The organism is Burkholderia sp. JKS000303, from assembly GCF_002563755.1.
Taxonomy (GTDB): domain Bacteria; phylum Pseudomonadota; class Gammaproteobacteria; order Burkholderiales; family Burkholderiaceae; genus Burkholderia; species Burkholderia anthina_B.
The window spans coordinates 869,420-888,422 of sequence record NZ_PDBZ01000003.1 but is presented as its reverse complement, the minus strand read 5'-3'; the positions used below and the strand labels follow the sequence as shown (position 1 = coordinate 888,422).

At 68.0% G+C, this 19,003-nt stretch carries 13 protein-coding genes; 2 read left to right on the top strand and 11 right to left on the bottom strand.

What is annotated here, in order from left to right; all coding sequences use genetic code 11:
* Window positions 1-11: 11 nt before the first annotated feature.
* Window positions 12-332, bottom strand: a complete 321-nt coding sequence (locus BX604_RS31970) for a DUF1840 domain-containing protein (RefSeq protein WP_098555197.1) — start codon at window positions 330-332, stop codon at window positions 12-14.
* A 299-nt stretch (window positions 333-631) separates the two neighbouring features.
* Window positions 632-2,602: an APC family permease gene (locus BX604_RS31965; protein WP_098554787.1), complete on the bottom strand. Its 1,971-nt coding sequence runs from the start codon at window positions 2,600-2,602 to the stop codon at window positions 632-634.
* A 452-nt stretch (window positions 2,603-3,054) separates the two neighbouring features.
* Between BX604_RS31965 and BX604_RS31960 the strand changes: the two genes are divergently transcribed.
* Complete coding sequence (locus tag BX604_RS31960) at window positions 3,055-3,918, top strand: crotonase/enoyl-CoA hydratase family protein (RefSeq protein WP_098554786.1); 864 nt, start codon at window positions 3,055-3,057, stop codon at window positions 3,916-3,918.
* A gap of 48 nt (window positions 3,919-3,966) precedes the next feature.
* Here BX604_RS31960 and pdeR read toward each other — a convergent pair whose 3' ends face one another.
* From pdeR to BX604_RS31940, 4 genes are all read right to left on the bottom strand, one after another.
* Entirely contained in the window at window positions 3,967-5,970 is a 2,004-nt protein-coding gene (gene pdeR / locus BX604_RS31955; protein WP_098554785.1) for a cyclic di-GMP phosphodiesterase, read from the bottom strand.
* Between the two features lie 652 nt (window positions 5,971-6,622).
* A complete protein-coding gene (locus BX604_RS31950) occupies window positions 6,623-10,267 on the bottom strand; it encodes a hydantoinase B/oxoprolinase family protein (RefSeq protein ID WP_098554784.1) in 3,645 nt (1,214 codons plus the stop codon).
* 112 nt (window positions 10,268-10,379) lie between these two features.
* Window positions 10,380-11,678 (bottom strand): MFS transporter, encoded by a 1,299-nt coding sequence (locus tag BX604_RS31945; RefSeq protein ID WP_098554783.1) that lies wholly within the window; start codon window positions 11,676-11,678, stop codon window positions 10,380-10,382.
* A gap of 188 nt (window positions 11,679-11,866) precedes the next feature.
* On the bottom strand, window positions 11,867-12,640 hold the full coding sequence (locus BX604_RS31940; protein ID WP_098554782.1) for a putative hydro-lyase: 774 nt from the start codon (window positions 12,638-12,640) through the stop codon (window positions 11,867-11,869).
* Between the two features lie 205 nt (window positions 12,641-12,845).
* On the opposite strand from BX604_RS31940, the gene BX604_RS31935 reads away from it, so the two are divergent.
* Window positions 12,846-13,778 (top strand): LysR family transcriptional regulator, encoded by a 933-nt coding sequence (locus BX604_RS31935; RefSeq protein WP_098554781.1) that lies wholly within the window; start codon window positions 12,846-12,848, stop codon window positions 13,776-13,778.
* An 87-nt stretch (window positions 13,779-13,865) separates the two neighbouring features.
* Here BX604_RS31935 and BX604_RS31930 read toward each other — a convergent pair whose 3' ends face one another.
* The 5 genes from BX604_RS31930 to BX604_RS31910 all read right to left on the bottom strand — a co-directional run bounded on the left by BX604_RS31930 (window position 13,866) and on the right by BX604_RS31910 (window position 18,998).
* Window positions 13,866-15,554, bottom strand: a complete 1,689-nt coding sequence (locus BX604_RS31930; RefSeq protein WP_098554780.1) for a hypothetical protein — start codon at window positions 15,552-15,554, stop codon at window positions 13,866-13,868.
* 198 nt (window positions 15,555-15,752) lie between these two features.
* Complete coding sequence (locus tag BX604_RS31925) at window positions 15,753-16,097, bottom strand: antibiotic biosynthesis monooxygenase family protein (RefSeq protein WP_098554779.1); 345 nt, start codon at window positions 16,095-16,097, stop codon at window positions 15,753-15,755.
* 65 nt (window positions 16,098-16,162) lie between these two features.
* A complete protein-coding gene (locus BX604_RS31920) occupies window positions 16,163-17,158 on the bottom strand; it encodes a YkgJ family cysteine cluster protein (protein WP_098554778.1) in 996 nt (331 codons plus the stop codon).
* Window positions 17,152-17,898 (bottom strand): MetQ/NlpA family lipoprotein, encoded by a 747-nt coding sequence (locus tag BX604_RS31915; protein WP_257146493.1) that lies wholly within the window; start codon window positions 17,896-17,898, stop codon window positions 17,152-17,154. Before BX604_RS31915 ends, BX604_RS31920 begins: the two co-directional genes overlap by 7 nt.
* 50 nt (window positions 17,899-17,948) lie before the next feature.
* Window positions 17,949-18,998 carry a formylglycine-generating enzyme family protein gene (locus tag BX604_RS31910; protein WP_098554776.1) on the bottom strand — a complete coding sequence of 350 codons (1,050 nt, stop codon included), beginning with the start codon at window positions 18,996-18,998 and terminating at the stop codon, window positions 17,949-17,951.
* Window positions 18,999-19,003 lie beyond the last annotated feature (5 nt).

Sequence of the window (19,003 nt, the reverse complement as noted above, 5' to 3'; positions counted from 1 at the left end):
GCCATGCGCGCCTACATACCCCACATCACGTGCCGGCCCTGTGCATGGGCCGCACGCATCATGTCCAGCAACGGCCACGCGCGCTGCGCGAGCCCGCCGGCGTGCGACGCCAGTTCGGTGCGCAGCCCGCGTGTCGAATGCTCGTATGCGTTTTCCCGCGCCGCGTCATCCCTGATCGCCTGTTCGAGCCGGGCGATTGCCTCCGGCAATTCGTCGGTGGAAATCACGCCGCGAACGTCGAGTCCCTTCCCGACGAGCCCCAGCAGGTACTGCGCCAGATCGCGCAACATCACGATATCCGGCGCGGCGGATGACCGAAACGTAACCATCATCGTCATGTCCCCTTGTCGTGGTCGCCGCGAGACCGTGCGGCGCCAGCCGCCGGTCGCGGCGAGGCCGTCGGCCATCCTGCTGCGCCTGGCCGCCGCCCCGTTCTTCTGAACCGGACGTTCGCCCGGCACGATGCGCGCATTGCGCGGCCGGGTTCGTTTACGGCGTAGAGGCCGGATGACACGAAGGCCTGCTTTTATTTTATATCACAATGTGATGTATTCAAGCGTACGGCCCTGGAATGGCGCGGCTTCTGTGGCGAAATTACCAACAGGCGCCGGGCGTTGCGGCCGATGCGGCGCTACCCGACGTTCATCGGCAGCAGCACCATCTGCCGCCCTTCGACATGCAGCCGCGCCTGCAATTCGACCGGCGTCTGGTTGTGCAGCCACGCGGTCAGGAAGTTCACGCGCCGGAAAATCAGCTTGCTCGCGAAGCATACGGCGTTCGGATACGCATCGAGCGTCGACGACGCGAGGTTCATGAACTCGACGACCGGATTCGTGCCGAACGCGATCCGGTAATCGGCGGCAATGCCGTTGCGGCGGCAGTGCGCGACGTAGTAGTCGAGCGATTCGGTGATCGTGTGACGCAGCCGTTCGAGATGCTCGTGTCCGTCGTACGCCTTCGCATCGACCTCCCCTACCGCGAGAAAGATCACGTTGCGAAAGTGCCCCGGAAACAGCCGGTTGACCCACAGCAGCGCGTGCATGCTCGCGCCGCGATGCTTGCCGACGAGCAGCACGGCGGTAGGCTGCTCCGGATCGGGCCGGCCCGGCGCGCTCGCCTCGTCGACTGCCGGCGGCGTGCCCGAGAACAATGCGTCCTCCTTGGCGAGCTGCGTGCGCGTGTACGCGTAGTGCCGGTTGATCATGACGCACAGCGCGATCACCGCGCTCGTCACGAGCACCGTGAGCCAGCCGCCGGCCGTGAACTTCTCGATCAGCGTGATCACGAGCACGGTGGCCGTCACGCTCAGGCCGAGCGCCGACAGGCAGAAGTGCTTGGCCCAGCCGCGCTCGCTGCGATGGCGCCACCAGTACGTGCACAGGCCGAGCAGCGACATGCTGAACGTGAGGAACACGTTGATGCTGTACAGCACGACGAGCACGTCGACGTTGCCGTGCGTCCACAGCAGGATCAGCAGGCTCGACAGGCCGACGACGATGATGCCGTTCTGCCGCACGAGGCGCGTCGACAGGTCGCGGAAATGGCGCGGCACCCACGAATCCGATGCCATGTTCGACAGCACGGCCGGTCCGTCGAGGAAGCCCGTCTGCGCGCCGACCAGCAGCAGCCCGGCCTCGAACGCGAGCACGGCCGCGAGCAGCGCATGCCGCGCGAATGCGGACCCGAGCCCGAGATGGTCGATCACGCTGCCGAACACGACCGCGTTGAGCGTCTCGCCTTCGACGGGCCGCGCATGCCACAGCATGTACAGCAGGATGATGCCGCCGGCCGTGAACGCGAGCGACGTCGACATGTACCACATCGTCACCTTGCCGTTCGGCACGCGCGGATCGGCGAGCATGTTCACGTTGTTCGACACGGCCTCGAGGCCCGTGTACGTGCCGCCGCCGAGCGAGAACGCGCGCATCAGCAACGCGAGCATCACGAACGTGCCGAGCGATTGCGACATCCCGTGCGCCTCGTGCACGGCGTCGGGCACGATCATCGCCAGGTTGCTGCCGTGTATGGCGACGCCATACACGATCAGCCCGAAGTGCAGCACGACGAAGCCGATGAAGATCGGCAGCATCACCATGATCGACTCGCGCATCCCGCGGAAATTGAGCCCTGTCATCAACAGGATCAGCACGATCTCGGTCGTGAGCTTGAACGCCTGCGCACCGACCGGTAGCAGGCTGTAGAACGCGTCGACGCCGCTCGCGAGCGACGTCGCGACCGTCAGCACGTAATCGACCAGCAGCGCCGCGCCCGACACGAGCCCCGGCTTCGGCCCGAGCAGCGACGTCGCGACGCGATAGCCGCCGCCGCCGGTCGGGAACAGCTCGATCACCTGGTTGTAGCCGAGCGCGATGACGAACACCGTCGCCGCGGTGGCGAGTGCCAGGAACAGCGCGAGCGGCGTGTGGTGCGCGAGCGCGAGGAACGCCTCTTCCGGGCCGTAGCACGACGACGACAGCCCGTCGGCGCCGAGCCCGACCCACGCCAGCAACGGCGTCACGGCGATCGCATGGCGCGTGCGCGGATCGAGCGGGTCCAGCGGCCTTCCGACGAGCAACTGCCACATCTTCTGGAATGCGGTCATGGTCCCCTCCCGGAACGCCGGGCGCACCAGCGTCATCCTCTCAAGCTAGTCCACCCGCGTGCCCGGCGCCAGTCCGCACATTCCATAAGAGGCCGCCGACGGCCCGGCGGCGCTTTCAACGCGTAAGCGAACGGTGCGCCGTACCGGCGCCCTCGCGCCGCCCCCAAACCGCCCGCCCGGATCGCGCCGGGTCGCGCTGCGGCCGTCGTTCGCGCGACGCGACACCCCGCCGCCGGCCCGCCTGGCCGATTCCGCCATTCGCCCCGATCGAGGCCGAACCCGCCGGATGCCACGCGCAACCGCGTCCCGGTCGTGCGTCATTCCCCGCAATTCGAGTTTTGTGCGCGCGCAACAATGGCGATGCCTCGCGGCCGGCGCCATGCGGGGAGCGGGTTGCCCCACGCGACACCGGCCGCGGCGGTCTTTGAAAAACCACATCACGAGGACATACCATGCAACTCCAATCCCATCCGGCGTGCCGCCCGTTTTATGAAGCAGGCGAACTCACGCAACTGACCGCGTTCTACGAAGAAGGTCGCAATGTCATGTGGATGATGCTTCGATCGGAGCCGCGGCCGTGCTTCAACCAGCAACTCGTCACCGACATCATCCATCTCGCGCGCGTCGCACGCGACTCCGGCCTGCAGTTCGACTTCTGGGTGACGGGCTCGCTCGTTCCCGAGCTGTTCAACGTCGGCGGCGACCTGAGCTTCTTCGTCGACGCGATCCGCAGCGGCCGGCGCGATCAGCTGATGGCCTACGCGCGTTCGTGCATCGACGGCGTGTACGAGATCTACACGGGCTTCGGCACCGGGGCGATCTCGATCGCGATGGTCGAGGGCAGCGCGCTGGGCGGCGGCTTCGAGGCCGCCCTCGCGCACCACTACATACTCGCGCAGAAGGGCGTGAAGCTCGGCTTTCCCGAGATCGCGTTCAACCTGTTCCCGGGCATGGGCGGCTATTCGCTGGTGTCGCGCAAGGCGAACCGTGGCGTCGCGGAATCGCTGATCTCGTCCGGCGAGGCGCATGTGGCCGAGTGGTACGAGGATCAGGGGCTGATCGACCAGACGTTCGAAGCGGGCGACGCGTATCTCGCGACGCGTACCTTCATCGACGTGACGAAGCCGAAGCTGAACGGCATTCGCGCGATGCTGCGTGCGCGCGAGCGCGTGTTCCAGCTCACGCGCTCCGAGCTGATGGACATCACCGAGGAATGGGTTCACGCGGCGTTCACGATCGAGCCGAAGGATCTCGCGTACATGGAACGCCTGGTGATGCTGCAGAACCGGCGCGTGTCGAAGCTGCGCACGGTGTAACGCGCGTGAAGCGCGCCGCCTCGCCGGCGGCGCGCCGCAACCGGACGCTCAGGCGATCAGCCTGAGCTTTCTCGTCTCCGCGAGCCACGCCTCGAACGCCTGGGCCGGCATCGGCCGCGCGAAGTAGTAGCCCTGCGCGTGATCGACGTGGATCTGCTTCAGGAATTCGGCTTCCTCGCGCGTCTCGACGCCTTCGGCGACCACCGAGAAGCTCAGCGCCTTCGCGAGCGACACGACGGAGCGCACCAGCGCCTGCGAGCGCGGATTGCGATCGATACCGGTGATGAAGGTGCGATCGAGCTTGATCGAATCGAGCGGCAGGCGCGACAACTGCGACAGCGACGAATAGCCGGTGCCGAAATCGTCGAGATGGACCTCCGCGCCGAGCTGGCGGAATTCCTTCATCAGCTGATGCGCCGATTCCTCGTCCTCGATGAAGCTGCTTTCGGTGAGCTCGATGTCGAGCAGGCTCGGCTTCAGCCCCGAGCCGTCGAGAATCGACGCGAACTGGTGGACGATGTTCATGTCCTGCAACTGCCGCGCGGACACGTTCACCGCGATCCGCACGCCGAGCCCCTTCGCCTTCCATGCAGCGGCCTGCGCGGCCGCGGTGCGCATCACCCAGCGCCCGAGCGGCGCGATCAGCCCCGACTCCTCCGCGAAGCGGATGAACTCGATCGGCGCGACCAGCCCGCGATCGGGCGACTGCCAGCGGATCAGCGCCTCGACGCCGTGCACGTCGCCGGTCGCGATGTCGACGACCGGCTGGTAGTGCAGCACGAACTGCTCGTCTTCCAGTGCCTTGCGCAGGTTCGTGTCGAGCCACATGTACTTCGCGACCTTCTGGTTCATCTCCTGCGAGAACACGCGATACGTGTGCTTGCCCTCTTCCTTCGCGACGTACATCGCGGTGTCGGCGCTGCGGATCAGCGTCTCGAGCGAATCGCCGTGCTGCGGATACATCGCGATGCCGATCGAGCAGCTCGTGTAGACCTCCATCAACCCGAGGTGAATCGGCGTGCGCAGCCGCTCGAGGATGATCTGCGCCGTTGCTTCGAGCAGCGGCCGCGTGCCGTGCTCGAACAGCACCAGGAATTCGTCGCCGCCGAGCCGCGCGAGCGTCGCGCCGGACGGCAGGCAGCCGCTGATGATCGCGGAGACGTCCTGCAGCAGGCGGTCGCCGGTGATGTGGCCGTAGTGATCGTTGACGCGCTTGAAGTTGTCGAGATCGAGGAACAGGATGCCGACCTGCCCGCGCATGTCGGTGCGATCTATCGCGAGCGCGGCGTGGATGCGCTCGCTGATCGCATGCCGGTTCGGCAGCCCGGTCAGCACGTCGGTGTTCGCGAGTTCGCTGAGCCGCTGCTGCGCGTTGCGCTCCTCGGTGATGTCGATGCCCGAACAGATCAGGAACTGCTCGTCGACGCCGCTGCCGCTCTGCACGAACTTGTTGCGGAACTGGAACAGGCGCGGCCCGTTGACCGTGTTGATGTAACGCTCGACCGCGAACGACTGGTTGCTCGCGAAGAAGCCGGTGATGTTGTGGCGCGACTGCTCGCCCTGCTCGGGGCTCATGAACAATTCGAACGCGCTGCGGCCGACCACGTCGACCTCGCGCTTGCCCGTCACTTCCTCGCACAGGCGGTTGAAGCGCTGCACCATCCCGTTGCGGTCGAGAATCACGACGAGCGAATTCACTTCGGACACGACCTGCTCGGCGAACGCGAGCCCGTTCGCGAGATCGCTCGCGACGGACTGCGTATCGGAATAGGCGGAGGCCGTGCCGGCCCAGTTTGTCGTATCGACCTTCCGGCCGACCAGATGGAGGCTGATCGCATTGCCGAACAGCGCGATGTCGAGCACGAGGTGCGACGTGACGCCGGTCAGCTCGCGAACCCGCGCAGCCTGCTCGGCCGTGAGCGCGATCGCGATATTGGTCATGCCGCGAACCGCGGCCAGCTCGAGTGCATTGCTGTCGCTGCCGAGACGCCAGCAGGGGCTGCGCGTACCGACATGCGCCTCGAGCACCGCGCTATCGTTTTCGTCATCCATGGACACGCCCCGATCCAGAAAAAACGTACAGTGTAGACGGAGGCGAGACGGCCGCCCCCGATTCCTGGCCGCGCAACGCGCGTACCCGGCAAGGCAGTCGTGATGGCCGCGACAGCGGTCCTCGTTCCGTATTTGTTTCCAACTCAGGCGACCCGGCGTTCGCGCTCGACGCGCAGGTGTTCCAAACGAATGATGAGGCCCATCTTATCAAATGACAGTGAAGATTGGCACTCACATCTGGAACAGGGTGTCAAGGAATCGGGACTCGATTGGCAACCGGGATTTTTTATGATCGTCGATACCGCGCAGGCCGTCGCCGCGGGCCCGGACGCGGCCCGCTGAACCGGCCGGCAGCCAGGCTGGACAAGGATGTGCGACGCAATGAATCGCCGGGCCGATAGGCGGCAATTGCGTGTCTACGGGGTCTGATCGCATTGCAGCAATCGCAAAACCGGGCATTTTCCTTTCCATTTGTGCGGGAATCCACGTTTTTATTCCCGTACCCGTTGTAATGGCGCACCGATCTTTTCACGCGAATATATCGCCCGCGCGCCGACGCTGCGGCAGCGCGGATAGAACCGGTACGATCGCCCGCGGCCGGGGACGCGCGTGTCGTCGCGCCCTCCCGCGCGGGTCGTGCGGATCGCCCGGCTCAGTCGGCCACGCCGTAACCGCCGCCCCCCGGCGTTTCGACCACGAACACATCACCCGCCGCCATCTGCGCGCGGCCGATGTGCTCGAGCGTGTCGACCGTGCCGTCCGCTCGCTCGATCGTGTTGCGGCCGAGCGCGCCCGCGTCGCCGCCCGCCGCGCCGAACGGCGCATGGATCCGGTTGTTCGACAGGATCGACGCGGTCATCGGTTCGAGGAAGCGGATCCGCCGCACCGCGCCGTCGCCGCCGCGCCAGCGGCCGCCGCCGCCCGACCCCGCGCGCAGCCGGTGCGAGTCGAGCCGCACCGGGTAACGCCATTCGAGCACTTCCGGATCGGTCAGCCGCGAGTTCGTCATGTGTGTCTGCACCGCGCCGACGCCCGCGAAGCCGTTGCCCGCGCCGCTGCCGCCGGCGATCGTCTCGTAGTACTGGTACTGATCGTTGCCGAACGTGAAGTTGTTCATCGTGCCCTGGCTCGATGCGACGCAGCCGAGCGCGCCATACAGCGCATTGGTGATCGCCGACGACGTCTCCACATTGCCCGACACGACCGCGGCCGGATACTCGGGATTGAGCATCGAGCGCGCGGGCACGATTACCGTCAGCGGCTTCAGGCAGCCGGCGTTCAGCGGGATGTCGTCGCCGACCAGCGTGCGGAACACGTACAGCACGGCGGCCATGCAGACGGCCTTCGGCGCGTTGAAGTTGTTGTCGAGCTGCACGGACGTGCCGGTGAAATCAATCTCCGCACGCCGCGCCGCGCGATCGACGCGGATCGCGACGCGAATCTCCGCGCCGTTGTCGAGCGGATAGCGGTAGGCACCGTCCTGCAGCGCGCCGATCACGCGGCGCACCGCCTCTTCCGCGTTGTCCTGCACGTGACCCATGAACGCGAGCACGACGTCGCGGCCGAACTGCGCGACCATCCGCCGCAATTCGTCGACGCCCTTCTGGTTCGCGGCGATCTGCGCACGCAGGTCGGCCATGTTCTGCTCGACGTTGCGCGCCGGGTAGCGGCCCGATGCGAGCAGCGCGCGCGTGTCGGCGTCGCGCAGCACGCCGGCCGATACGAGCTGCCAGTTGTCGATCAGCACGCCCTCTTCGTCGATGTGCGTCGAATCGGGCGGCATCGAGCCCGGCGTCGTGCCGCCGATGTCCGCGTGGTGGCCGCGCGAGCCGACGTAGAAGAGCGGCGCGTCGGCGCCGTCCGCGAACACCGGCGTGATGACGGTCACGTCCGGCAGGTGCGTGCCGCCGTGATACGGGTCGTTCAGCATGAACACGTCGCCGTCGCGCATGCGGCCGCGATTGCGCTCGATCACCGTGCGAATGCTCTCGCCCATCGAGCCCAGATGCACGGGCATGTGCGGCGCGTTCGCGATCAGGTTGCCGTCGCCGTCGAAGATCGCGCACGAGAAATCGAGCCGCTCCTTGATGTTCACCGAGTACGCGGTGTTCTGCAGCCGCAGCCCCATCTGCTCGGCGATCGACATGAACAGGTTGTTGAAGATCTCGAGCCGCACCGGATCGGCGTCGGTGCCGAGCGAGCGGCGCGTCGGCAGCGGCGTCGTGCGCGTGAGCACGAGGTTGCCCTGCGCGGTCATCCGCGCGCGCCAGCCGGGCTCGACCACCGTCGTGCCGTTCCGCTCGGCGACGATCGCCGGCCCGTCGATCGCGTCGCCGGCGAGCAGCGTGTCGCGCACGTACAGCGCCGCGTCGTGCCACTGGCCGCCGGAATGGAAGCGCACGGCTGACTCGGCGGCCGGCGCGGCGGCATCGCCTTCGCCGCGGGGCGCGAGCGGTGCGATTTCCACTGGCGCGTCGGAGCGGCCGATCGCCTCGACCGACGCCAGTTCCGCTACCAGCGGCGTGTCGGGCATCAGGAATGCGTAGCGCTGCCGATACGCGGTTTCGAACGCCTGCTGCATCGCGGCGACGCTGCCGGCCGGCACGTCGAGCGCGGAATCGGTGCCCTGGTAGCGCAGGTGCACGCGCCGCTCGGTCACGATCCGCTCCGGCGGCACGTGCTGTTCGAGCAGTGCGCCGACCGCCTCGTCGGCCAGCCGGTCGAGCGCCGCGTTCAGCGCCGGCAGCGACGCGTCGGACAGCACCGCTTCCACCGCGCGCTCGCGCATCGCCGTCTGGTCGGCAAGGCCCATCCCGTACGCGGACAACACGCCCGCCAGCGGATGCGCGAACACCTGCGTCATCCCGAGCGCGTCGGCCACGCCGCACGCGTGCTGGCCGCCCGCGCCGCCGAAGGTCGTCAGCACGTAGCGCGACACGTCGTGGCCGCGCTGCACCGAGATCTTCTTGATCGCGTTCGCCATGCTGCCGATCGCGATTTCCAGGAACCCTTCGGCCAGCGCCTCGGGCGTGTCGCGCCGCCCGGTCGCCGCGTGGATCTCGTCGGCAAGCGCCTCGAACTTCGCGACCACGCCGTCGCGGTCGAGCGGTTCGTTCGCGTGCGGGCCGAACACGCGCGGGAAATGATCGGGCTGGATCTTGCCGAGCATCACGTTGCAGTCGGTTACCGTCAGCGGGCCGCCGCGCCGGTACGCGGCCGGCCCCGGGTTCGCGCCGGCCGATTCGGGCCCGACGCGCAGCCGAGCGCCGTCGAAGCCGAGCACCGAGCCGCCGCCGGCCGCGACCGTGTGGATGCTCATCATCGGCGCGCGCATCCGCACGCCGGCCACCTGCGTCTCGAACACACGCTCGAACTCGCCGTTGTAGTGCGACACGTCGGTCGACGTGCCGCCCATGTCGAAGCCGATCACCTGGTCGAAGCCGGCCGCGCGCGCGGCTCGCACCATCCCGACGATGCCGCCGGCCGGGCCGGACAGGATCGCGTCCTTGCCCTGGAACGCGTCGGCGCGCGTGAGGCCGCCGCTGCTCTGCATGAACTGCAGGTTCACGCCGGGCATCTCGTGCGCGACCTGCTCGACGTAGCGGCGCAGGATCGGCGACAGGTACGCGTCGACCACGGTCGTGTCGCCGCGCGACACCATCTTCATCAGCGGCGATACCTCGTGCGACACGGATACCTGCGTGAAGCCGATCCGGCGCGCGAGCGCCGCCAGCATCCGTTCGTGCGCGGTGTAGCGATAGCCGTGGATCAGCACGATCGCGAGCGCCTGCACGCCGGAGTCGAACACGCGGCGCAGCGCCGCTTCGGCCTCCTGCACGTCGAGCGGCACGACCACGTCGCCGTGCGCGCCGACCCGCTCGTCGATCTCGACGACCGTCTCGTACAGCGCGTCGGGCAGCACGATGTCGAGATCGAACAGGCGCGGCCGGTTCTGGTACGCGATGCGCAGCACGTCGCGAAAGCCGCGCGTCGTCGCGAGCGCGGTGCGTTCGCCCTTGCGTTCGAGCAGCGCGTTGGTCGCGACCGTCGTGCCCATCTTCACCATGTCGACGTGCGCGGGCGTGATCGGTTCGCCGTCGGCGAGGCCGAGCAGGTGGCGGATGCCGGCCACGGCCGCATCGCGATATTGCTCGGGGTTGTCCGACAGCAGCTTGTGCGTGACGAGCGTGCCGTCGGGCCGGCGCGCGACGATGTCGGTGAACGTGCCGCCGCGGTCGATCCAGAATTGCCAGCGTGCGGCGTCGGAGGAAACGGGGAAAGCGTGTCGGTCAGTCATGGCGATGAAGTCGAGGTGTCGTTGAATGCAGGGCGAGCGCCGCCGCACGGCGCGCGTCGCGCGCCGCGTGATGGCGTCGGTGAAAAGGGAGGTAAAAGAGGCGGGCGCCCGCTCAGGCGGCGTCGAGTTCGCGGCCGCGCGTCTCGGGCAGCGTCAGCGCGGCGACGATCACCACGCCGTAGGCGGCGACGGCGAAGATCCCGATGCTCATGCCGAGCCCGTACTGCTTCGACAGCGCGCCGATCAGGAACGGGAACAGTGCGCCGATCGCGCGGCCCACGTTGTAGCAGAAGCCCTGGCCCGAGCCGCGCACGCGGGTCGGAAACAGTTCGGTCAGGAACGCGCCCATCCCCGAGAAGATGCCCGATGCGAAAAACCCGAGCGGGAAGCCGAGCCACAGCATCGACGCGTTGGTCAGGTTCAGCGACGTGTATGCAAACGCGATCACCATCGAGCCGAGCGCGAACAGGATGAAGTTCGGCTTGCGGCCGAGGCGGTCGGTCAGGTACGCACTCACCAGATAGCCGACCCACGAGCCGAAGATGATCATCGCGAGATACCCGCCGGTGCCCATCACGGTCAGGTGCCGTTCGGTCTTCAGGAAAGTCGGCAGCCACGTCGTGATCGCGTAGTAGCCGCCTTGCGCGCCGGTCGTCAGCAGCGCCGCGCGCAGCGTCGTCGTGATCAGCTTCGGCGCGAAGATCTCGGTGAGGCGCGGTGCGTCGGCCACTTTCGCCTGCGCGGCCTTTTCCTTCTCGTAGACGTCGGGCTCCTTCACGTAGCGACGAATCACGACCACCAGCAGCGCCGGCGCCAGGCCGACGAGGAACAGCGCCCGCCACGCCTGTTCGGCCGGCAACGTCGAGAACAGCACCGCGTACAGCACCGCCGACAGCCCCCAGCCGATCGCCCAGCCCGACTGCACCAGCCCGACCGCCTTGCCGCGATCCCGCGCGCGGATCACTTCGCCGATCAGCACCGCGCCGGCCGTCCATTCGCCGCCGAAGCCGAAGCCCATCAGCGCACGCGCCGCGAGCAGCTGGTGATAGTTCTGCGCGAGCCCGCACAGCGCCGTGAATACGGCGAACCACAGCACGGTCAGCTGCAGCGTGCGCACGCGGCCGATCCGGTCGGACAGAATGCCCGCGATCCAGCCGCCGAGCGCCGATGCGAGCAGCGTCATCGTGCCGATGAAGCCGGCGTCCGCGAGCGAGATGCCCCAGGTCGCGACGAGCGTCGGGATCACGAACGACAGCATCTGCGTGTCCATCCCGTCGAGCATGTAGCCGAACTTGCAACTCCAGAACGCGCTGCGCTCGCGCGGCTTCGCATCAGCGTACCAGCCGAACATCCCGTTGCGCGCGGGGCCCGCGGGGTCGGCGGCGGGCGCCGCGAGGGTCTTGCTTTCCATGGTGATGCTCCTGTCGATATGCGCGGTCAAAATCGGTTCGAGTCGTGTCGTGCATGCCCGTGTGCCGGGCTCGCGGCCCGCGGGCCACGGATGCGCGCCACCCTCCGGCCGGGCGGATCGTCTGCGGTCGCGGCACGCTGCCGCGACGGGGCCGGACCGGCGCGCGCGGGCTGCCGGCGTCGGTCGGGTCAGAACACGGCCAGCGACGCGTTCGTGATGTCGGTCATCAGCATGTAGCCGGGCGTATGCGCGATCGCGAGCGGCAGCTTCGCTTCCATCAGCGCGGTTTGCGGCGTCACGCCGCACGCCCAGAACACCGGCAGCTCGCCGTCGCGCACCGTCACTGCATCGCCGAAATCGGGCGCGCCGAGATCGGCGATGCCGAGCGCTTCAGGATGACCGATATGGATCGGTGCGCCGTGCACGCCCGGGAACCGGCTCGTGATCTGCACCGCGCGGATCGCGTCGGCGCCGCGCAGCGGCCGCATCGACACGACCAGCTGGCCGCCGAAGACGCCCGCGCGACGGTTCGGGATCGTCGTGCGGTACATCGGCACGTTGCGGCCCTCCTCGATGTGGCGCAGCCCGATGCCTTCGCGCGCCAGCATGTCCTCGAACGAGAACGAACAGCCGATCGCGAACACGACGAAATCGTCGCGCCACAGCGCTTCGAGCGATTCGACACGCTCGGTCAGCCGGCCGTCGCGGTATACGTTGTAGCTCGGCACGTCGGTGCGGATGTCGAGATCCTCGCCGAGCACGTCGAGCCGGAACGCGCCCGGTTCGCCGACGCCCAGCAGCGGGCACGCTTTCGGATTCGCCTGACAGAAGCGCAGGAAATCGTGCGCGTACGCATTCGGCAGGATCGCGAGATTCGCTTGCGCGAACGGGCCGCACTGGCCGGCGGTCGGGTTGCGGAATGCGCCGTTGCGCACGGACTGGCGGAATTCGGAGGGCGTCATGGTAGTCGTCGGCAGATCAGGGGGCGTCGGGATGACGGTGTTGCGTCAGTGGATACGGCGAAGAATAGAAAAGAAAAAATTTTGTCGCCAACGAGTTTTTTTGCGCCGCGTGTATAGAATTTCTTAACGAATCTCCGGGTTTTCCCCGGCCCCGTTCACTTTTCCTCACCGGCGAAGCTGCGCGTCGCCCATCCGTTCCACTGCCATGAACACGCGTTTTCTCGAAACTTTCGTCACGCTCGCGAAGCTGCGCAACTTCCGTACGACGGCCGCCGCGCTGCACGCGACGCCGGCCGCGATCTCGCAACGCCTGAAGGCGCTCGAGGACGAATTGCACACCGTGCTCGTCGATCGCGACAGCCGCGAATTCCGGCTCACGCCGAACGGCGAGTACCTGCTCGGCTACGCCAAGGCCGTCGTCGAGGCGACCCAGGAGCTGCAGGCCGCCGCGGCCGGCGAAAGCGCGCTGCGCGGCAAGCTGCGGCTCGGCGTGATCGAGACGGTCGTGCACAGCTGGCTGCCGCACTACCTGCGCCGCCTCGCCGCCGACTATCCGCAACTGGAAATCGACCTGACCGTCGATGTCAGCGTCGTGCTGCAGCGCCGGCTGATGGCCGGCGAGCTGGATTTGATCATTCGTGTGGAAGGCAGCGACGAGGCGTCGGTCGTCTGCGATGCGCTCGCGAACTATCCGGTGCGCTGGGTCGCCCGCACGGGGCTGCTGCCGAACGCGCGCACCGGCCTCGCGCGGCAGGTGCTGCGCCAGCCGATCCTGACCTACGGGCGCGGCACCGCGCCCCACCGCGCGCTCGAGGACATCGTGCGCGCGCTCGCGCACGCGCATGGCGTGCCGCTGTCGGAAACGCGCATCACCGGCTCGCCGTCGATCTCGGTGATCGTGCAACTGGTGCGCGACGGCTTCGGCGTCGCCGCGATTCCGGTGCTGTTCGTCGATGCGCTGATCGCCAGCGGCGAAGTCGTCGAGCTGCCTCTGCAACCGTCGCCGCCGTCGATCGTCGTGTCGATGTCGCGCCGCGCCGATGCGCCGAAATTCGTGCACGGCGCGTCGATCGCCGCGCGCGCCGCGTGTCACGAGTATTGCGAGAAGAGCAACCGGTTGCTGGTCGAAGCGCTTTGATGCCCGGTTCGGCGGCGCGCGCCGCCGATGAGCGGGCGGGCGCGAGCGCGCCCACCCTGGCCCGGCGTCAGCCGGGAAGCGACTGCGTCAGTGCGACCGGCCCGTCTGCGTACCCGGCGCGAACTCGATGCCGCGCAGCACTTCCGCAAACTTCGCAGTCCGCAGCACGGCGAACTGCTCGTGCGCGGCGGTGGCCGCGTTCGTGTTGCGCAGCACGTCGCGCACCGCGACCAGCTGGTTCGGATCGGCGCCCACGTCGCCGTTGCCGCTGATCGTCGACGTGACCGCCCAGATCGTCACCGTGCCGTCGGGTTCGACGCGGCCCGTCAGGTTGCGCAGGCCGTCGGCTGCCGGCGCCCACGGCAGCCCCGTCGCCGTGTTGCTGCCGGCCGGGTAACCCGCGACCGAATACGGCGTGCCGAGATTCAGCCCGTTCTGCAGCGTGTACGCGAGCTTCCACTGTTTCGCCGACGCGTCGTACACCCACTTCTGCAGGCCGGCGCCCGTCTGCGCGGCCGCATGCGAGTACAGGTCCTGGCCGCCCGTATAGCCGTCGCCTTCATCCGCGACGTACAGCGTGTTCGCATCGGCGAACCACATCCCGAACGGATAGGACAGCGTCGTCGCGGTCTTGTTCGGCGTCGACGGGAAGCCCGCCAGCACGCACATGTTGTTCGGCAAGCCGGTCGTCTGCAGCGACGCCGCGGTGTACGCGAGCGGCGCGCTCGGCAGCGCGGCCTTCGGCGACGGCACGCCGACGCCCGACGGACATGCCGCGCCGGTCGTGTCGACGAAGTAGACGGTGTTCACGCCGTTGCTGCCGCTGCCCTTCGTGTAGTACACGACGTTGTCGTGCACCGTGATCCCGCGGAAGTTGTCGTCCTTGCCGATCTTGTCGGCCTTCGCGCCGAGTTCCGTGACCGAGAAGCTCGCGAGCGGCGTCGGCACGCCCGGCGTCTGCTGCGCTTCGTGCTGCTTCGCGCCGTCGATGAACTGCGCGCCCGCGCCGAGGATCACGTTGTCGGGCTGCGGGTTCGCGCCGTTGCCGGCGTTGCCCGACGTGTAATAGATGTCCTGCCCGTTGCTGTTGTTCAGGATCGCCGCGCGGCCGTTGTTGCCGCTGTACGCGTTCGTCTCGGTGAAACGGAAATGCCCGTGACGATCGACGCGTGCGATCGCGCGATAGAAGTTCTGCCCGTCCGGATTCGTCGTGTCGACGGCGGCCGGCGTGTTCGAGTTCGACACGTCGATCGCGTTGACCGGCGCAACGTAGCCCATGAACGTCAGGTAGTTGCCGTCGGCGGACAGGTGCAGCCCGAGTTCCGACTTCGAGCTGAAGCTCGTCACCATCTGGCCGCGCGCGAAGCCCTTGTTCAGGCTGTTCGGCACTTCGAGCGTGCTCACGACACCGCCCGCCGGCGTGATCTGGTCGAGGAAGATGCGCGACGTGATGCCGAAGCTGCCGTCGTAGCGATCGTTGTTCCACACGTACGGATAGGTGCCGTCGTTCGTCGCGCCGGTGGCCGCGCCGCAGCCCCCGGTCGTCTTCGCGCAGTTCGGCGGCAGGACCGCGCCGGCCTGCACGTTGCTCGACACGTTGTCGTAGACGCTGCGGCTCAGCACCAGGAAGCCCGGCACGAAACGGCTGGCGTCGCCGTTGTCGTTCTGGGCGGCTTGCGCGCCGATGCTTGCGGCAATCAGCGTGAGCGCGACGGCGGGAACGGTACGATCGCGCAGCGCGCGGCGACGCTTCGCGGACAGGACGGGTTTCAGCATGGACAAGGCTCCGTACGACATCGAGTGGGGATGTTGTTGGTGAACAGACGGACGACATGAAGCCCCGCCACCTTAGCCATGCTTGATGAAGAATTGATTGCGAACGATGCGGTGTAAACCAGCATGCCGATGCCGGCCGTTACCCGCGCGAATCTTTCGTTATTGTTATGTAATTCGAAAGAAATGAATCGGACAGCATCACGCGGGTGTGCCGCGTGGCGCAGGTTGCCCCGCATGCGGTTGCGTGAGCTTGCCGTCGCCGTACTCGTGCAGCACCTGCGAGATCACCACGCGATAGCCGTCGAGCCAGCGCGCCTGCTTCGCCTTCGCTTCCAGATGCGCGGGATGCTGCATCAGTTGCCGCAGCGCTGCCTCCGATTCCCAGTAGTAGACGTTCTGGATCAGTCCTGCGTCGGCGTTCTCCCACGTCTCCTCGCCGAGATAGCCGGGCGTCGCGCGTGCCATGTCGGCGATCTGCCGATCGAGCCGGTGAAATTCGTCGTCGTATTGCCCGGCGCGGAAAATGAAGGTCGATGCGTACATGCGCGCTCCGTCGGAGACGATTGAAAGAGCGCCAAGTGTAAGGCACGCGTAACGGGCCGCTGTCGTCACGCGGTGAACTTGATGGAGTCGTGTCGATCGGCGAGCCATGCGTCGATGCGCGGGGCAGCGGCATGCGTGGTCGTCGAGGATGTCGTGCTTGCCGGCATCGCAGCGAGCGCGTGGCGCGCGCGCTCGAGCGCCTCCGCGAAGCCGCGCAGCTCACGTGTCGCCGGCCGGTCGTCGAGACGCCGGCGCGCGAGTGCCGCTTCGATACGTGCGTCGATCAACGCACGCTGCGCGTCGATGAAGTCGACGCACAGCGTGCGGCACGGCGCGGAGATGGATGCGACCGCAAGCAGCACCGGCACGATCGACATCGTCAGGTAGCCGCCGGGCGCCAGCCGCGACAATGCCGCGCGTACGTGCGGCCCGCCGTCGATCAGCGATGCGAACACCGCGTCGCACCACACCGCGCGCTCGAACGCGAGCGCGTCGCGAAATGTGTCGAGCGCCGCGCGGTCCGCGACCTGCCCGGCCGTGACCAGCGGTATCGCCGACGCGGTATCGACCGAAGCCGTGCCGCCATCCGCGCCGACGATGCAGTTCGCGCCGAGCCACGCGGTCTCGTCGCGCCGCCCGGCGAGCACGCGCGACTGCAACCGGTCGGGCAGCATCGGATCGAGCGGCACGGCGCCGCAGATCGACGGCTTGCTCGCATGCACGCTGCAGCGGCCGTCGTCGGCCAGTGCGGGACACCGGCCGAGCGATGGATAGTCGTAGCCTTGCAGCGTCAGTGCGATCCATTCGTCGCCCGTGCCGTGCGTGCGATGGAACAACCGGTTCGCGAGCGCATCGCAGGCGGCGACGTCATCCGCATCCAACGCGTGCTCGCGTCCGCCCGTGTGCCATCGTTCGCCGACCCGCCGTCTTGCCACGCGATGGACCGTCAGCGCGCCGACGAAACGGTGACGATGCCGGAACAGCTCGCGCAGCGACAGCGTCGGCGCGCTGTTGCAGCAGCGTCCGCACGCATTGCACGCGAGGCGGTAGTCGTCTACCACGGCCGCCGCACCGAGTCCTGGTAGCGCGTCAGGATGAAATGCGCGACGTCGTCCGAGTGATACGCGGCGACGAGTTGTGCGACCCACGGCTTCGCGCGATCGGCCTCGCGCACGGTCAGCACGTTCGCATACGGCGAGCGCGCGTCCTCGAGGTTGATGCTGTCGCGCGCCGGCTGCAGGCCCATGCGTGTGGCATCGTCACTGTCGATCGCGACGAACGCGGCCGAATCGAGCGCCGCATGGAGCCGGTCGCGGCGCAGCGCATCGAATTTCAGCGCGAGCCGGTTGCCGGTCACGTCGCGCAGCGTCGCATGCAAGCCCGCCTTTTCGCGCAGCGTCACCAGCGTGTCGTTCTGCAGCAGCACGAGCGCGCGGGCCATTCCGCGCGGATCGGCGGGAAGCGCGACCGTCGCGCCGGGCTGCAGTTCGTTCAGGTTCTTCAGCTTGCGCGAATAGAGCGCCATCGGCAGCGTGACGGTCGGCGCGACGGCGGTCAGCGCATAGCCTTTCGCCGCGCGCGTGGCGCTCAGCCGCTGGGCATCCTCGAAGCTCGCCGCGTCGATGCTGCCGCCCGCAAGCGCGGCGTCGATGCGCGATGCATCGTCGAATGCGATGACGTCGACGGCCAGGCCGCGCGCGGCGGCGACGCGTTTCACCTCGTCGAGAATGTCCGCATGCACGCCGCGCGTCACGCCGACGCGCACCGCGGGCGCAGCGGATTCTGCCCACGCCGGACGCATGACGCCGCACGCAATGATCAACCCTGCGGCAATGGCCCACCCTCCGCGATTCATGACGCATCCCTCAGAATCGTGCGGAACCCGATGTGCGATGCGCCGAGATCGGCTTCCTGCTGTTCGCGCGACGACGCGCGATAGCGCACGCAGTAGTCTCGCGAGCACAGGAACGACCCGCCCTTGATCACCATCGGCGTATCGTGCCGGCGCGTCGGCGGGGCGACCGCTGCCGTGTCGCCGTTCGTATGCGACTGGTGCGGCCCCGTGTACGCATCCTTCGTCCATTCCCATGCATTGCCGATCATGTCGTAGAGGCGAAAGCCGTTCGCCGCGTAGCAGCCGACCGGCGCCAGCCCCGCATGACCGTCCTCGGCCGTGTCGAGCACCGGAAACGCGCCCTGCCAGTAGTTCGCGGCCGGCTTGCCGTTCGCATCGCGCGGCGCCGCGTCGAGCGATGCGTCGTCGCGGCCGGCCTTGCCTGCGTATTCCCATTCGGCCTCGGTCGGCAGGTCGCGGCCGAGCCAGCGTGCGTAGGCCAGCGCATCGCGCTGCGTGACGAGCGTGACGGGCAGGTTGCCGAGCCCGTCGACGTTGCTGCCGGGGCCGCGCGGTGCGCGCCACGACGCGCCCTTCACCCACGTCCACCATGCCAGGTCGCGTGCATTCAGCTCGTCGCGCGTCGGTACGTGAAACACCGCCGCGCCGCCCTGCTGCTCGGCCTCGGTCACGTAGCCGGTCGCCTGCACGAATGCCGCGAACTGCGCGATCGTCACGTCGGTCTGGTCGATCCAGAAACCGCCGACACGCGTCTTGCCATCGCCGACCGGACGCTCGTCCGCATAGCCGTGCGTACTGCCGAACACGAACGCGCCGCCGCTCAGGTGCACCATCCCCGCCTTCGGGTCGTCGCGCCACGTTGCCGGCAAACCCGAATAGCGCTCGCACTGCCGCTCCGAGCCGAGCGGCACGAGCGTGCGGCCGCGATTCGCATCGTCGAACGCGCCGCCCGGCGCGCGCTGCGGGTTCGCATAACCGGCCGCGAACGCGGCGGCGAACAACGTGGCCGCGAGCGCCGCGCCGAGCGTCCAGAACCGGAGCCGCATCGCGT

What these genes read in the sequence shown, in the direction of transcription:
- BX604_RS31965 (WP_098554787.1), bottom strand. Translation starts at nt 2,602, where the DNA reads ATGACCGCATTCCAGAAGATGTGGCAGTTGCTCGTCGGAAGGCCGCTG.
- BX604_RS31930 (WP_098554780.1), bottom strand. Translation starts at nt 15,554, where the DNA reads ATGCTGAAACCCGTCCTGTCCGCGAAGCGTCGCCGCGCGCTGCGCGAT.
- BX604_RS31940 (WP_098554782.1), bottom strand. Translation starts at nt 12,640, where the DNA reads ATGACGCCCTCCGAATTCCGCCAGTCCGTGCGCAACGGCGCATTCCGC.
- BX604_RS31970 (WP_098555197.1), bottom strand. Translation starts at nt 332, where the DNA reads ATGATGGTTACGTTTCGGTCATCCGCCGCGCCGGATATCGTGATGTTG.
- BX604_RS31925 (WP_098554779.1), bottom strand. Translation starts at nt 16,097, where the DNA reads ATGTACGCATCGACCTTCATTTTCCGCGCCGGGCAATACGACGACGAA.
- BX604_RS31960 (WP_098554786.1), top strand. Translation starts at nt 3,055, where the DNA reads ATGCAACTCCAATCCCATCCGGCGTGCCGCCCGTTTTATGAAGCAGGC.
- BX604_RS31935 (WP_098554781.1), top strand. Translation starts at nt 12,846, where the DNA reads ATGAACACGCGTTTTCTCGAAACTTTCGTCACGCTCGCGAAGCTGCGC.
- BX604_RS31915 (WP_257146493.1), bottom strand. Translation starts at nt 17,898, where the DNA reads ATGCGTCCGGCGTGGGCAGAATCCGCTGCGCCCGCGGTGCGCGTCGGC.
- pdeR (WP_098554785.1), bottom strand. Translation starts at nt 5,970, where the DNA reads ATGGATGACGAAAACGATAGCGCGGTGCTCGAGGCGCATGTCGGTACG.
- BX604_RS31950 (WP_098554784.1), bottom strand. Translation starts at nt 10,267, where the DNA reads ATGACTGACCGACACGCTTTCCCCGTTTCCTCCGACGCCGCACGCTGG.
- BX604_RS31910 (WP_098554776.1), bottom strand. Translation starts at nt 18,998, where the DNA reads ATGCGGCTCCGGTTCTGGACGCTCGGCGCGGCGCTCGCGGCCACGTTG.
- BX604_RS31945 (WP_098554783.1), bottom strand. Translation starts at nt 11,678, where the DNA reads ATGGAAAGCAAGACCCTCGCGGCGCCCGCCGCCGACCCCGCGGGCCCC.